We start from the raw sequence: 14969 nt of genomic DNA on the forward strand, positions 1-14969 counted from the left end.
CCGTTCCAAACAGGATAACGCTGATTTTGACGCTACGTCTGTAGCTTCTTAAGCTTGAGAACTTTTAACTGTCCAGTAAATTAAAGAAATGATTGGATGAGAAAAAGGTTGTATGTGCATTTTTGAGCGGTATCCTTTTTACTTGCAGCACGGCTGTCTTGGGGGCCTCTGTCTGGAATTTTGAGTTGTTTCCTGTAAAGCTGCAATTCAACGGAATGGAGAGTGTTAAGGAAGGGACTGAGATATTTCGTTACAAAGAATCTGCGTATGCGCCGCTGCGTTTTATCGCGGAGGAAATGGGGGGACGGGTAGACTTTGACGATAATACCCAAACCATACACATTCGTCATGCAGAGCAGGTCGCGACCAAGAAGGACTGGGAATTTACTTCTTCGCTATATTCACTGCAGGAAACGTATAGAGCCGATGAGCCGATTACCATGTGGGTCGACCTACTTTATACCGGAGACGAAGCGCGTGTAAAGTTGGTTCATTTCGACAGCAACTTAGTCAGCTTCAAGGTGACGAATCAGGATGGGATTGCGACCAGCTTTGGGCACTTGGATATCTCTGAAACAACAATGCTGGAGCGGTATTCCAAATATAGGGCACCCTTCAGCCGTCTGTTTATGAGCCGGACAAAGCGGCAGATCTGTTTGTCAGGGAACCGGAGATAGGCTCCGCGGAGCAAGCCTATTACTTGCTTCCTGGAAAGTATAAGGTCGAAGCTTTGGTGGAGCTTCCGGGGCCCCGTCCACTCCAACTGTTGCTGGAAATGGATATCCAGGTGGAATCAACGGAAAAAACATCGGCCCCGAAGTGAAACGGGAATGAGCCGGACATTAACACGCGCGGCGGGAAGATGCATGCTGGCAGCAAGCCTCATTTAAGAAAATAGCCTGTAGAGAAACCTCAACAGGCTATTTTCTTGGTACGTCAAGCATGGGCTTCATCTATACGGTGAAAGTCCGAAATAGGGGCTGGAAAGAGTCTATCATTAGCCAAGAGCAAGGGTGTTGGCCGCGAGGTGGAAACTGGAGGCAAAGGCAAGACTTGAGGTACATGATTCCAATTTTGAGGCGCTTGCAGTCGGATGATTCACTAATCACGATAGAGCCCAAAGCTGCCAAAGGCTACAGTTTTAAACTTGGGAAGATTCGGGCGGAAGATGACAGGCCTGCGGACAAAGGGACCCTAGGGCTCCTATTGCAGTTTATTCGGTACCGCCGATATTCTTGGGCAGCTGCCGATAGACGCCTTGCTGCTGCATGCTGCAGGCAGATGGGGCTCCCACGGCATGGCTAACCCGGCCGCGGGACGGGCCACAGCAGTCTTTCCCTACTGCATCTACGGCACGGATAGTTGGATTGCATTTACTTTTTTGTTAGCTCCCGGCCCCCAATCCAAACGCGGGACACATTCAGCTGTGCGTCCATCAGCAGCACATCGGCGCGCTTCCCGGATTCCAGCGTTCCTGTCATAGCGCTGATGCCCAGACGCCGGGCCGGGTTGAGGCTTGCCATGCGGCTCGCTTGCTCAACGGGGACACCCACTTCCCGTACCATAAACCGGAAAGCCTGCGCCATCGTCAAGGTGCTGCCCGCCAGGCTGTCGGTTCCGCGCAGCCTGGCGATACCGTCTTGAACCACAACAGGCAGGCCGCCGAGCTCATAATCCCCGGGTCCGAGCCCGGCTGCGGCCATCGCGTCTGTAATGAGCAGCACCCGGTCCGGTCCTTTGCTGCGGACGAGCAGCTTGATGGCGGCAGGGTGAGCATGATGCCCGTCGGCAATCACCTCCGCGGTGATGCGGTCATCGGTAAGCACGGCCCCGGCTGCCCCCGGCTCGCGGTGGTGAAACGGGCGCATGGCATTGAAGGTGTGCACCGCATGGCACAGCCCCTGATCCGCCGCATGGGACACCTCGGCAAAGGAAGCATCGGAATGTCCAAGCGCCGGGATAATTCCGTGAGCAGCCAGCCGGGCAATATATGGCGGGGCTCCTGCTACCTCGGGAGCAAGCGTGTGAATCTTAATCAATCCGGGATAAGCCTCGGCCCATTCATCGAGCCATTCCGTCTGAGGCGTGATGATGTGCTCCGGGTTTTGGGCGCCTTTATGCCGGATATTGATAAAAGGCCCTTCGAGGTGGACGCCGAGCAGCCGTGCATAGGGCATGGGCCGCTGCATGTACCGGCTCACCTGCTTCAGCACGCCCGTTAATTCGGCGCGCGAGGCCGTCAGCGTCGTAGCCAGCATGGCGGTGGTGCCGTGTCCGGCATGAAAGCCGGTGATGGCATCGAGTCCCGCCTCATCGGCTTCCATAAAATCACGGCCGGCTCCCCCGTGGACATGGATGTCGATGAAGCCGGGCAGCACGAGGCCGCCTTGGCCCTCGATGCAGTGCCCGGCTTCAGGCAATGCATCCTCCGCCGTGCCGAGGGCCGCGATGCATCCGTCCTGCAGCAGCAGCCAGCCGCCGGGGATGATGCCCTGCGGACTCACGATATGCACATTGCAGAGCAGCGTGCCGGAGTCCGGCTGCGCCTGTGTCTGGTTGTTGTTGGGATAGGCGGCCCTGCTCATGCGAGCCGGCTCCCGGCTGCTTTGTCCAGCAGCACGACCAGATGCGGATGGGTTTGCAGCAGAGAGGCCGGGCATTCTGTCGCAATGGGCCCGGTCAGAGCGCGGTGAACGATGTCGGCTTTATCGGCGCCCCGCACGACCAGCACGATCATTTTGGCCTGAAGAATGGTCCCTACTCCCATCGTAATCGCCTGCTGAGGCACATCCTGAAGCGTAGGGAAGAAGCGGGCGTTGGCTTTGCGGGTTTCCTCGGCCAGCGTGACGACATGGGTCCCGCGCAGGAGGGCGTGTGAAGGCTCGTTAAACCCGATATGCCCGTTATGGCCGAGACCGAGCAGCTGCAAATCAAGCTGGCCCGCAGTATCGATCAGCTGCTCGTAACGGCGGCACTCCGCCTCCAAATCCGGGGCGTTGCCATCCGGAATATAGGTCCGATCGGCGGGAATATCCAGGTGTCCGAACAGGTGACGCTGCATATACGAGGAATAGCTTTCCGGATGGCTGGCGGGGAGCCCGACATATTCATCCAGATTAAAAGTCGTTACCTGCCGGAAGCTGACGAGTCCCCGTCTGTAGTCGCCGACAAGGTGGCTGTAAATACCGACCGGGGTTCCCCCGGTGGCCAGCCCGAGGACGGCCCGGGGATTGGTCTGTACCAGGCCGGAGATAATATTGGCTCCGGCCTCATTTAATTGTTCGCTGGAGTCAAACGTCAAGATGTTCATTTCCCTCGCTCCTCTTTTCCCGTATAGTGTCGAACCGCCTGGAACGATTGCTCCAGCAGCGGCACATAGCTGTCGAACCGTTCACTGACCAGGCCCGTGAATAAAATATCGATGACATGCAGCTGCGCGATACGTGAGGCCATGTCCCCGCGCCGCATCCCCGCCTCCGCCGAAGAAGCGAAGAGAGGAAGATCGGCCAGACCCGCCAAAGTATTGGCGCCGAACCTCGTGATAGAAATGGTCGTGGCCCCGTTTGCCGCCGCGCATTGCAGGGAACGTATGGTTTCAGGTGTTTCTCCCGAGTACGAAATACCGATGGCGGCATCTTCTTTGCCTAGAGAAGAAGCGGACGTCAGCTGAAGGTGCGGATCGGAGAAGGCGGTCGCGAACTTGCCGATGCGGACCAGCTTCTGGCCAAAGTCCTCTGCGACGATGCCGGAGGTAGCCACGCCGTACAAATCAATGCGCCTGGCCCCGTCCAGAACGCGGATCGCCTGCAGAAGCTGGCCGATATCCAGCAGACGGGTCGTGTCTGTAATGGAACGGATATGATTGGCTTCGATAGCGGCGACGATCTCCTGAAGCGGCCTGCCCGCCACGATATCCTGATACTGCGCGGGAGACGCGGGAGCGCCCAGCTCGGCGGCCAGCCTGATTTTGAAATCGGCAAAGCTTTGGAAATGAAGCATCCGGCAAAACCGTGACACGGTGGCCGTACTGCCTCCAGCCTCCCGGGCCAGCTCGGTAATACTCATCCCCACCGCCTGCTGTGGCTGGCGGAGGATGTAGGCGGCCAGCTCCCGTTCTTTGGGGTGCAGGCTGTCCAGTTGCTCTTCAATCGCATGCAAAATGCTCATAGCAGGCGTTCCCCTTTAATAAGTAAGGTGAAGGTGGTATACGTCAGACAGCGGGGTGCTTATTTCCGCACCGCGCGCAGCTCCCAGCGCGCGGTGTTTCGCTGCATGACGGCGGTCGGTCGACCACATTTTTTGCAGTTCACCGGCTTCTTAATCGGTGTGCTGACAGGGCCCTGGTGGTCCGCCAAGCTAAGCCGCCGCGGCGCGTTTACCTTGAGTCTGGTCTGCTTGGATGCTGGAGCATTACGAGCTTGGCTATGACCAGGGCGAGGCGGACCCGGAGGAGCGTCCTCCGGGCGCGGGTTGGTTCGGTTTTATCGTAGCCGTTCGGAATCCCTTGCGGAATGGATGAGCTGCTGCCTGAGTTGTCATGAAAACAATTTACGTATTTTTAATATAAAAAAAGAAAATTATTTTTATAATGTAACCATAGCTGAATTTTGCGAAAAATTCAATGGGAAAATGGGGGAAGGACTTGAAGCAGAACGGCGCGCCGTTAGCGAGCTCCTGCAGCGGTACTTTGAAGAAAAAAGGAAATGGAGTACAATGGGCAGAAGGAAGCGCCGGATTTCAGGCTTTGCCCTGGGAGCAGCCGGCGGGGGCTATCCCTGTACAGCCTTGCTGGGGTCGGGTTCGAAGAAATGTGGCCCTGCTGTGTGTAAAAGGAGTATGAGTGAGCATGAAACGAATGATGTGGCTGGGCTGCTTGTCTTATTTTTTAATCGGGTGTGCGCATGTCGCTTCCGGGGCTGTGCTGCGGGTGATGCTGGAGCATTACGAGCTTGGCTATGACCAGGGCGGGGTGCTTATTTTTTTGCAGTTCACCGGCTTCTTAATCGGTGTGCTGACAGGGCCCTGGTGGTCCGCCAAGCTAAGCCGCCGCGGCGCGCTTACCTTGAGTCTGGTCTGCTTGACGGTGGCGGAGGGAGCCTACAGCCTGCTGCCGCCCTGGCCGCTTATGTTGACGGCGGCTCCGGTTGCGGGCTTCGGCTTCGGCATGATCGAGGCCGTCATCGGCGCGCTGGTTATTGATGCGTCGTCGGAGGCTCAGAAGGCGACCCTGTTCAGCCGCCTGGAGGTGCTGTTCGGAGCGGGCGCGCTGGCGATGCCGCTGCTCGCAGGCATGTTCATCGAGCTGGAAAGCTGGCGGCTCAGCTTTGCCGCGGTCGCGGGCTTTGCGCTGGCCATGACGGGCTTGTGGCTAGTGATGCCGATGGGCCGCCTGGAGCCGATTATGCGGCATCGCGAAGGGCAGTCCGGGGGCGAAGCTCCGGCGGGGGCAGGATGCCCGGCTGCTTCTCCGCCCGGCGGGCTGCAGAAGCAGGGGACTGTCCTGCTGGTGTTGTTTCTCGCCATTTTTGCCCTGTATGTAGGCATTGAGATGAGTCTGGTCAACTTCCTGCCTTCCATGCTGGTGGAATCTCTGTCGACAGATGACGCGACGGCATCCATGAGCGTAACCTTCTTCTGGGTCGCGATGACCGTGGGCCGGTTGTATGCGGGCGCCCTGGCCAAGCGGTTGACTTACGGAGGGTATTTGCTCTCGCATGTGCTTGCTGCGGTCGTCCTGCTGGGGCTGCTGCTGGCCGCCGACAGGCTGTGGAGCCTGCTGGCCTTGATCTCGCTCTTGGGGATCTTCATGTCGGGCATGTTCGCCATCGCCTTGATTTATGCCAATCAGGTGCTGCCGGGCCGGACGGAAAGGCTCACAAGCCTGCTGATTGCGGCCGGGGGATTGGGTGGCGCGCTGCTGCCGCTTTTTACCGGCTGGAGCCTCAAGGTCTCCTCGGTGTTCGGCACGCTGGGCGTGCTGACGGGGCTGATGGCGCTCCTGCTGGTCCTGTTGGCTGCAATCCGGTGGCTGGAAGGCCAAAAGCAAAAGCGGCGCACGGAAGGCGCTGTGCTGTAGCTCCTGCAAGCGTGTCCTGCGTTGTATATGGAAGGACGGGGGAGAACCGGCCCTGACCGGGCCCGGATTGTTCCCTAATGCCTGGAAGCGTCCGGACATGGGGTCAAAAACGAACGCCGGGAGCAGATGAACCTGACGCTATGCGGTCAAGTTCGCCTGCTCCCGGCGTTTCCCATTGTTTATGACACCCCTCCGAAGCAGGGGGATACCAAAACGTAGCCGTCTGCCGCGCCGGTTAGCGGGCCAGTTCAGCCCGTTTCCGTCTGCCTTTAGCTTGGGCGCGCAGTGCTTTGATGGACAGGCTAATTCCCGTTACGGTCAAAATCATCATCCCCACGGCAGTTAAATCAATCAGCCATTTGATGTTCGTTCCGCCGATTTTCCCTTCATGCAGGCCTTTAATAATTCTCATGGCTGAGGAAGAACCGCCTTGGTCCGGCCCTTGGCCCGGCTGCTGCATCACCGTTCTTCCTCCCGCCGTTCCTTGGGCATCTGTGCTTGTGTTTGCCGTCGCGGCAGAAGGCTGAGCGGCGCTCGTATCCGCGCTTTGTGCGCCGGAAGCCGACCCGGCCGGCTGCTGGCCGAACCCCTGCGCTGCGCCCGCGTTCGTTCCCGCAGTCATTGCCGGACGGCCGCCTTCGCCTCCGCTCATGCCAATGAGCCAAGGCTCCGACATCAGCAGGCCGGTCACGGCCTGCATCAAAATAAATATCGACGTCACTAATCCGATCCATAAGTGAAGCTGACGTGTCTTTTTCATTGTTTTCCTGCTCCCTTGTCTATTCCAATTTGGCGGCCTCCCGCCGGAATATGAACGAGCTTCATTATGACGGGGCAGGCTTAAATAAAAATGAAGGGTGACTTAATGTTTGCTGAAAACGGACCGGAACGGGCAAAATTGTTGTAAACTGGTAGCGGGGTGATTCGATTGAATATGGCGAGGAACATTCATATTTTGGTTGTGGATGATGAACCGAACATTATAAAATTTTTGGAATTGGGCTTGAAAAATGAAGGCTTCCAGGTGAGCAGCGCTCAAGACGGGTTGACGGCAATTAATATGGTGCAGGATTTGCACCCGCAGCTGGTCATTCTGGATGTCATGATGCCGGGCATGGACGGCTTCGAGGTGTGCCGCCTGATTAAGGAAACGGAGAATGTCTCCGTCATCATGCTTACCGCCAAGGAAGAGGTGGAGGATCGGGTTAAGGGGCTGAATCTGGGCGCGGATGATTATTTAGTGAAGCCGTTCAGCTTTCAGGAGCTGCTGGCGCGAATCCAGGCCCGCATTCGAAACCAGTTTCCTCATTTGGTCAGCGAGGTTGTCGTCGGGCTGTTCCGGATTGACGACCGCCGCAAGGAAATTCATTATGATGAGCGCCTGCTTACGCTCTCCGCTACAGAGTACGAGCTGCTGAAGTACATGGTTGTGAATCACGGACTGGTGCTGAGCAAGACGAAAATTTTGGACGCGGTATGGGGTTATGATTTCGGCGGGCAGGACAACATCGTGGAGGTGTACGTCCGTTCGATACGGGATAAGCTGGGCGACAAGGACCACCGGATTATCCGTACGATCCGTGGAGCGGGTTACCGGATAGACGCTTGAGAGGAGGTGGATTCCGATGAAAAAAAAGCAGCCGCCCTCTTCGCTTCGTTTTCAAATATTGGCGCGAACGCTGATCGTGCTATCGATTTTGCTGCTGCTTATCGGAACATTCCAATATGTCTTGATGCAGCAATTTCTATATAACAACCGGGCAGAATCCATTCAGGCGCAAATCCGATCTCTTCCGGGCCAGTTGTTCCGTAATCTGGAGGAAGGGCCTTCGGGGCAGCCGGGACCGGGACACTCCGGGCCGAAGCCGTATTTCCGGCCGGGCGGGGACTCGCCGCAAGCAGGCTCCAAGGGGAGCGGGGACGCCGGAAATGATTCGGGCACCGTGCAGCAGGGGGACAGTCCCGAACCCTCCAAACGTCCGGGCGGGGAGCATGATCCGCTCAGCTCGCTGCGAATTCCGCAGTCGACAGTGGCTTTGGTGAACGACAAAGGCGAAATTACCGACGTGTATGGCGAACCGGATTCCGGTTCCGTGCCCCAGCTCTCGGCAGAACGCTACGCCCAGGTGCTGAGCGCAGATCCGAAGAAACAGCGGCCGGAATACGACCTGGTCAAGGATGCGGACGGGCATGAACAGCTTGTGGTGCTCCAGATGGTAGGCTTAAACCGTGATCAGCCGCCGAACATGGTTATTCAGGTTAGTGTACTGACTAGCCAACTGCATGAAGTGCTTGTGAGGCAGCTTACTACCTTCATCGGACTAAGCGTTCTGGCCATGCTGGCGGCGCTGCTCGCCTTCCTGCCCGTGCTGCGGCGGACCTTAATCCCGTTATCCCGCATGGTGGATAAAGTAGAACGAATTAATGCGGGCAACCTGGACGAGCGGCTGCCGCTGGGCAGGGGGCAGCTCGAAACGGAACGGCTTTCCGTGGCGTTTAACGGGATGCTGGAGCGGCTGGAGACCGCCTTCATCGCAGAGCAGGAGGCGAAGGAGCGGATGCGGCGTTTCGTGGCGGACGCTTCTCATGAGCTGCGGACGCCGTTGACCTCGATACGCGGCTTTCTTGAGGTTCTGCTGCGCGGTGCGGCGAACAATCCGGAGGTGCTTCGGGAATCCTTACAGAGCATGCATACCGAATCGGAACGGCTGACCCAGCTGGTGCAGGACCTGCTTCAATTGGCCAAATTCGATAATCAGCCGGAGCTCAAGCTGATATCGGGGCAGCTGGAGGATGTGCTGCGGGAGATGGAGCCCCAGCTGCGGGTGCTGGCCGGGGGCCGCCGGGTTGACATCGAAACGGAGAACAGCCCTCCGCTTCAGTTCAACCGGGATCAGATGAAGCAGGTCGTGTTGAATTTGTTTCAAAATGCAGTACAGCATACGGACTCGGCTTCCGGGCAGATTTCCGTCCGGTTAGAGCCGGAGGCGGCAGGAGCGCGCCTCACGATTCGTGATAATGGACCGGGGATTGCCGAGAAGCATGTGTCCAAGCTGTTCGACCGGTTTTACCGGGCTGACATGTCCAGGGCCCGCAAGGAAGGCGGGGCGGGACTCGGTCTGGCGATAACCAAAGCGATTGTCGATTTCCACGGCGGCACCATCGCCTGCAAGAGCAAGCTTGGCGAAGGAACAGCGTTCCACGTCTGGCTCCCGGCCGCGCGGACGTTACCGGAGGGCGGCATGAACAGCCGGCAGGAATGACAACAAGAGAATAACAGGATAACCGCCCGGTCATGGCGCTTGTAATCAGCAAGCGTTTCATGACCGGGCGGTTGTTTGGCTTTACAAGAACCGGCGGTGCAGAGAAATTCGAAGGCTGCCTGTGCTTCCTCCTGCACGTCGGGAGGCGTCAGGCTTACCCTGTCCGTTGGAACTGGCTGGTGTACAAGCCGTGATAACATCCGCCCTGATTGAGCAGTTCTTCATGGGTGCCGCGCTCGATAATGCGCCCCCCGTCAATGACCAGAATCAGATCGGCCTCGCGAATGGTGCTTAACCGGTGCGCAATGACGAAGCTGGTGCGGCCCTGCATTAACGTTCTCATCGCTGCTTGAATGTGCATTTCCGTGCGGGTGTCGATGCTGCTGGTCGCTTCGTCCAGAATGAGCACCGCAGGGTCTGCCAGAACGGCCCGCGCAATCGTCAGCAGCTGGCGCTGGCCTTGGCTTAAATTGCCGCCCTCCGCCGTAAGCGGAGTGTCATAGCCCTGAGGCAGCTTGCGGATGAAGCTGTCCGCATTGGCAAGCTTGGCCGCCCGCTCGATTTCCGCGTCGGTCGCTTCCAGCCGTCCGTAACGGATGTTCTCCCTGATCGTGTCAGAGAACAGGTAGGCGTCCTGAAGCACGATGCCGAGCTGGGATCGCAGGCTATTCTTGTCCAGGCTCTGAATATTCGCGCCGTCCAGCGTAATGGTCCCCTTCTGGATATCATAAAACCGGGTCAACAGATTGATGATGGTCGTTTTGCCGGCCCCGGTCGGCCCGACGAGCGCGATCATGTCCCCCGGCCTGGCCGTGAAGGACACATCCTGCAAAATCGGCACGTCGGGCTTATAGCTGAAGGAGACGTCCCGGAAAATGACCTCGCCTCGCACGCCGGTGAGCTGCTGTGCAAGCTGCCGGTCGTCCTGCTCAGGGTCGGCATCCATCATTTCAAATACCCGCTCGGCGCCAGCAATGGCGGACTGAATCATATTGAACTGGTTGGCCAAATCGTTCATCGGCCGGCCGAACTGCTTGGAATAGTTCAGGAAGCTGACCACGATTCCGATCGTTGTCCATCCGGCCAGCGCCATCCCGCCGCCCGCCGCCGCGAGCAGCGCGAAGCTGAGATTGTTGATCAGGTTCATAACCGGACCGGTTGTGCCGGATAAAATCTGGGCTTTCACGCTGACCTCGCGAAGCTCAAGGTTCATGGCTTGAAACTCGGCGATTGCCTGTTCCTCGCGGCGAAACGTTTTGACCACCTTTTGCCCGGAGATGGTTTCTTCCATATATCCGTTCAAATCGCCAAGCCGCTGCTGCTGTCCTTTGAAGAAGCTGCGGGTATAGCGGGCGATACGTCCGGTAGCGAACGTGACGAGAGGAATGGTCGCCAGGCTGAGCAGGGTTAGCCATACGTTCAGCCCAATCATCATCACGAGCGCGCCGATAACGGTAATGATGCCCGACAGCAGCTGCGGCAGGCCTTGATTCATGGATACCGACACGTTCTCGATATCGTTCGTGGTACGGCTCATCAAATCCCCATGCGGCCGGGTATCGAAATAAGACAGCGGCAGCCGCTGCATCTTGCCGAACAAGTCCCGGCGCATGACGGCAACCGTGCGCTGGCTCACGCCGGCCATGACGTAGCCCTGCAGCCAGGTCAGCAGCGCGCTTGCCGCGTATACGGCGAGCAGCAGCACACACAGGCTTAGCAGCCCATCGTAATGGCCCGGAATAATGTAATCATCGAATGATTTGCCCAGCAGGTAAGGCCCGATTAGGGCGGTCAGCGAGCTGAGAATGGTGAGAACAACGACTGTGACCAGACCCCCGCGCTGCTGGCCGAGATAGCCCCATAGCCGCTTCAGCGTTGTTTTGGTATTCTTGGGCCTGACCTTCTCCGTGAACCGGCCGGGACCTCCGCCCGGCCCGCCTGGGCCGAGTCCCATCGGGCGTCCGCCGGGACCGCCCATGCCGGGGGTCATCCCGCCGGGCGCGCCGGCATGACCCGCCGTTCCTGCCTGTGTCCGTTCAGCCATGGATAGCTTCCCCCTTTCCCAGCTGCGATTTGTAAATATCGCGGTATACCTCGCTCGACTCCAGCAGCTCTGTGTGCGTTCCGCGCGCCGCGATTCGCCCGTCCTCCAGCACCATAATCTGGTCGGCCTCCATGACCGAGGAGATACGCTGGGCAATCAGAAGGCATGTGCTGCTGTGCATCAGCTGCTTCAGCGCGGCCTGAATGCGAGCCTCGGTGCCCAGATCGACCGCGCTGGTGCTGTCATCCAGAATGAGAATGGCCGGGCGGATGAGAATGGCGCGGGCAATGGAGATGCGCTGCTTCTGGCCGCCGGACAGGTTGACGCCGCGCTGGCCGACCAGCGTATCGTAGCCTTCCGGCATCTGCATGATGAAGTCGTGCGCCTGCGCGGCCTTGGCCGCCGCCTCCACCTCCTCCTGCGAGGCGTCCGGCCGGCCATAGCGGATATTGTCTCGAAGGGTGCCGCTGAACAAAATGGCCTGCTGCAGTACCGTACCGATCCGGCTGCGAAGATGATCCAGCGCAATCGTCCGCACATCGGCGCCATCAATCCGGATCGTGCCTGCGCTGGCCTCGTACAGCCGCGGAATAAGGCTGACGAGGCTTGATTTGCCCGCTCCGGTCGCGCCGAGGAAGGCCACGGTTTGACCCGGATACGCCTCGAAGCTGATATTCTCCAGCACAGGATCTTGCTCTTTGCCGGCGTAGGCGAAGCTGACGCTGTCGAATGAGAGGCGACCTTCGCGGATGACATCCCGGCGGGCATCTTCCTGATCGGCAATGTCCGGCTCGGTAGCCAGCACCTCATTGATCCGGTCAGCAGACGCTTTTGCACGGGAAGCCGCCATCATGAACATGGCAACGGTCATCAGGGAAAAGAGCATTTGTGTAACATAGTTAATAAAAGCAATCAGGTCGCCGATTTGGATTTGATGATCCCGGGCCTGCACGCCGCCGAACCAGAGCACGGCAACGATACCGGCATTGAGCAGCAGCGTCATAATCGGCATGTTAAGGGCTACCACACGCGCCGCCTTCAGCGCGGTATCCGTATAATCGCCGTTGGCCGCGCCGAACCGCCGGTTCTCAAACGCAGCCCGAACGAACGCTTTGACGACCCGGATGCCGCTCAAATTTTCCTGAAGCACGGTATTGACCCGGTCCAGCTTATTTTGCACTGAGGCGAACAAAGGAAACGCTCTGCGGTTCAGCAGCACCAGGGCAACGAGCAGGATGGGCACCACGATAAACATAATGAGGCTGAGGGAAGGGCTGATGATGACGGCCATTGCCAGGCTGCCGATGACGAGAAACGGGGCGCGGACCAAAATTCTCAGCATCATCTGCACGAGATTCTGCACCTGGACCACATCATGGGTCAGCCGGGTGACCAGAGAGCCGGTGCTGAAGGTATCCAGATTCCGGAAGGCGAACGTCTGCACCTTGGCGAACAAATCCCGCCGGACGTCTGTGGCGAAATAGGCTGCCGCAATACTGGAAAATACCGTACAGCCCACACCGCCGACGAGGCCGATGAAGGCGTATACAACCATCATCACGCCTGTACGCCAAATGTGGTCGAGATCTCCCTTCAGAACGCCGTCATTCACAATGCTGGCCATAAGCTTCGGCTGAAGCAGATCCATGCCGACCTCAAGCAGCATCAGCAGCGGAGCCAGTGTCACGGACTTCCAATATGGTCTTAAATACGAGGACAGCTTGCGATGGCGCAATTTCAGGTCACCTCATCTTGTCAGAAAATCAGGGCTTTGGGCAAAGCGCATATGCATGTTATTACATATCAAGCTTCATCGTACTCCCGGCGAAGCGGGTACGTCAACTTCAAGCGCGCTGAAGCCCGTTTCCCCCTCTATTCACGCGGATGCCTTCCCGGTACAATACAGGGAGGAGGGGTGTCCATGTACAAGTTGCTGCTCATTGATGATGAAGCCGATGTGCGTGACGGGGTAGCTCTGGAGGTGGATTGGGCGGAGTGCGGCTTTGAGATGGCCGGTACGGCGGAGAACGGCAGGGAAGCGCTGGAGCTTATTGAACGGATACAGCCGGACGTCGTTGTAACCGATATTCAGATGCCGTTCATGGACGGGCTGCAGCTGTCCGAGTGGATTCGGGAGCGATACCCCACTATTAAAATTATTGTGCTGACCGGATTTGATGAATTTGAATATGCGCAAAAAGCGGTCAAGCTGCAAATCGATGAATACCTTTTGAAACCGTTTTCTTCACAGGAGTTTGTGGAGGTACTGTTGAAGGCCCGAAGCCGAATTGAGGAAGAAACGGAACAGAAGAGAAATATGGAAATGCTGCAGGAGCATTACCGCCAAAGCCTTCCGGTGCTGCGGGAGGTGTTTCTCGCTTCACTGGTGACTCGCAAGCAGAGTGCGGCGGAAATTGCTGCGAAGGCGCGCAATTATAACGTAGATTTGGCAGGCAAGGGTTATCTTGTGTCGGTAATCAGCATGGATTATCCTGGCGGGGCGGCACAGCCGGAGGAGGCGGGGCTGGTGTCCGAAGGCTCCCTGCGATATGCCAAGGATACCGAGCTGAAGCTGTTTGCGCTGGTGAACATCGCGGAAGAGATCGCCCGCAGATACGGAGCAGGTCTTGTGTATCTGCACAACGATGCCGTCATTGTGCTGACGATTTCTCCTCACCCTGCCCGTCATGATGTCATGAAGCCGGCGCTGGCCGCGCTGGAGGAAATCCGGCAGAGCGTAGAGCGGTATCTGAAGTTTACCGTGACGATTGGTGTTGGAACCGTCGGCGACGGGCCGGAGGAGATCAAGGATGGTTACCGGGATGCGGTACTCGCCCTGGATTACCGGCTTATACTTGGCGGCAACCGGATTATTTGCATTGATGATGTGGAGAAACGTTCGGTGGAGAAGCTGCGGTTTGATGAGCTGCAGGAGCAGGCGCTAATCCGCTGCATGAAGGTCGGTACGCTGCAGGAGCTCAAAGCTTTGACCGGGGAGCTGTTTGGCGGGATTACAGCGGCGGCGGTTTCGGTGCAGGATTGCCAGCTGTTCCTGATGGAAATCGTGACGGCTGTGCTCAAAGCGGCCAAGGATGCCGATTTGGATTTGGAGCAGCTGCTCGGTCCCGGCCACAATCCGTATGCGGATATCGGCAAGTATACCGATCTGGAGGAGGCCAAGGAACGGCTTACCCGGCTGTGCATACGCGTGATGGATCGGATTGCCGCCGACCGGCAGCACAGCCACAGCAGCCTGGTGGAGAAGGCCAAGGAATACACGCGCGCGCATTTTCACGAAAGCGAAATTTCCATTACCCGGGTATGCGGCCATTTGCATATCAGCGCCGGGTATTTCAGCAGCATCTTCAAAAAAGAAACGAAGCTGACGTTTGTTCAATATTTGATGCAGGTACGAATGGAGGCGGCGAAGAGCTTGCTGCGGACCACGGATTTAAAAGCGTTTGAAATCTCCGAGCGGGTCGGGTTCTCGGAGCCGAATTATTTTAGCTTCTGCTTCCGCAAGCATACGGGCATGACGCCGAAGGACTATCGCAGCGGCGCCCGTGACCCGGAGACGGAAAGCTGA

11 protein-coding genes are annotated in these 14969 nt (G+C 57.8%); 5 read left to right on the top strand and 6 right to left on the bottom strand.

Going from position 1 to position 14969, the window contains the following annotated elements; all coding sequences use genetic code 11:
• The first annotated feature begins 215 nt into the window (after window positions 1-215).
• Window positions 216-677, top strand: a complete 462-nt coding sequence (locus WBG83_RS11510) for a hypothetical protein (protein ID WP_336745168.1) — start codon at window positions 216-218, stop codon at window positions 675-677.
• A 696-nt stretch (window positions 678-1373) separates the two neighbouring features.
• Here the strand turns inward: WBG83_RS11510 and nagA are convergent.
• The 3 genes from nagA to WBG83_RS11525 are packed head-to-tail and all read right to left on the bottom strand — an operon-like array spanning window position 1374 to window position 4167.
• The gene (gene nagA / locus WBG83_RS11515) at window positions 1374-2585 is read right to left on the bottom strand and encodes an N-acetylglucosamine-6-phosphate deacetylase (protein ID WP_336745169.1); all 1212 of its coding nucleotides are present in this window, start codon (window positions 2583-2585) and stop codon (window positions 1374-1376) included.
• Entirely contained in the window at window positions 2582-3310 is a 729-nt protein-coding gene (nagB, locus tag WBG83_RS11520; protein ID WP_336745170.1) for a glucosamine-6-phosphate deaminase, read from the bottom strand. Before nagB ends, nagA begins: the two co-directional genes overlap by 4 nt.
• Window positions 3307-4167, bottom strand: a complete 861-nt coding sequence (locus WBG83_RS11525; protein WP_336745171.1) for a MurR/RpiR family transcriptional regulator — start codon at window positions 4165-4167, stop codon at window positions 3307-3309. The genes nagB and WBG83_RS11525 overlap by 4 nt, the downstream gene beginning before the upstream one ends.
• 679 nt (window positions 4168-4846) lie before the next feature.
• On the opposite strand from WBG83_RS11525, the gene WBG83_RS11530 reads away from it, so the two are divergent.
• A complete protein-coding gene (locus WBG83_RS11530) occupies window positions 4847-6076 on the top strand; it encodes an MFS transporter (RefSeq protein WP_336745172.1) in 1230 nt (409 codons plus the stop codon).
• A 235-nt stretch (window positions 6077-6311) separates the two neighbouring features.
• Here the strand turns inward: WBG83_RS11530 and WBG83_RS11535 are convergent, their stop codons facing one another.
• Window positions 6312-6914 (bottom strand): PepSY-associated TM helix domain-containing protein, encoded by a 603-nt coding sequence (locus tag WBG83_RS11535; RefSeq protein ID WP_336745309.1) that lies wholly within the window; start codon window positions 6912-6914, stop codon window positions 6312-6314.
• Window positions 6915-7010: 96 nt separating this feature from the next.
• Here WBG83_RS11535 and WBG83_RS11540 point away from each other — a divergent pair, with 96 nt between their 5' ends.
• Together WBG83_RS11540 and WBG83_RS11545 are read left to right on the top strand one after the other, a co-directional pair.
• Window positions 7011-7685: a response regulator transcription factor gene (locus WBG83_RS11540; protein ID WP_442955828.1), complete on the top strand. Its 675-nt coding sequence runs from the start codon at window positions 7011-7013 to the stop codon at window positions 7683-7685.
• A 16-nt stretch (window positions 7686-7701) separates the two neighbouring features.
• On the top strand, window positions 7702-9339 hold the full coding sequence (locus WBG83_RS11545; protein WP_336745174.1) for a sensor histidine kinase: 1638 nt from the start codon (window positions 7702-7704) through the stop codon (window positions 9337-9339).
• 154 nt (window positions 9340-9493) lie between these two features.
• Here the strand turns inward: WBG83_RS11545 and WBG83_RS11550 are convergent, their stop codons facing one another.
• Both WBG83_RS11550 and WBG83_RS11555 read right to left on the bottom strand, forming a co-directional pair.
• Window positions 9494-11317, bottom strand: a complete 1824-nt coding sequence (locus WBG83_RS11550) for an ABC transporter ATP-binding protein (protein ID WP_442955829.1) — start codon at window positions 11315-11317, stop codon at window positions 9494-9496.
• 58 nt (window positions 11318-11375) lie between these two features.
• A complete protein-coding gene (locus WBG83_RS11555; protein ID WP_336745175.1) occupies window positions 11376-13118 on the bottom strand; it encodes an ABC transporter ATP-binding protein in 1743 nt (580 codons plus the stop codon).
• A gap of 186 nt (window positions 13119-13304) precedes the next feature.
• Between WBG83_RS11555 and WBG83_RS11560 the strand changes: the two genes are divergently transcribed.
• Complete coding sequence (locus WBG83_RS11560; protein ID WP_336745176.1) at window positions 13305-14969, top strand: response regulator; 1665 nt, start codon at window positions 13305-13307, stop codon at window positions 14967-14969.

This window comes from Paenibacillus sp. y28 (genome assembly GCF_037137075.1).
GTDB lineage: Bacteria > Bacillota > Bacilli > Paenibacillales > NBRC-103111 > JBBBNV01.

Bases quoted from the DNA above. Each gene is read 5' to 3' on its own strand.
- WBG83_RS11510 (WP_336745168.1), top strand. From the start codon at position 216: ATGGAGAGTGTTAAGGAAGGGACTGAGATATTTCGTTACAAAGAATCT.
- nagA (WP_336745169.1), bottom strand. From the start codon at position 2,585: ATGAGCAGGGCCGCCTATCCCAACAACAACCAGACACAGGCGCAGCCG.
- nagB (WP_336745170.1), bottom strand. From the start codon at position 3,310: ATGAACATCTTGACGTTTGACTCCAGCGAACAATTAAATGAGGCCGGA.
- WBG83_RS11525 (WP_336745171.1), bottom strand. From the start codon at position 4,167: ATGAGCATTTTGCATGCGATTGAAGAGCAACTGGACAGCCTGCACCCC.
- WBG83_RS11530 (WP_336745172.1), top strand. From the start codon at position 4,847: ATGAAACGAATGATGTGGCTGGGCTGCTTGTCTTATTTTTTAATCGGG.
- WBG83_RS11540 (WP_442955828.1), top strand. From the start codon at position 7,011: ATGGCGAGGAACATTCATATTTTGGTTGTGGATGATGAACCGAACATT.
- WBG83_RS11545 (WP_336745174.1), top strand. From the start codon at position 7,702: ATGAAAAAAAAGCAGCCGCCCTCTTCGCTTCGTTTTCAAATATTGGCG.
- WBG83_RS11550 (WP_442955829.1), bottom strand. From the start codon at position 11,317: ATGGGCGGTCCCGGCGGACGCCCGATGGGACTCGGCCCAGGCGGGCCG.
- WBG83_RS11560 (WP_336745176.1), top strand. From the start codon at position 13,305: ATGTACAAGTTGCTGCTCATTGATGATGAAGCCGATGTGCGTGACGGG.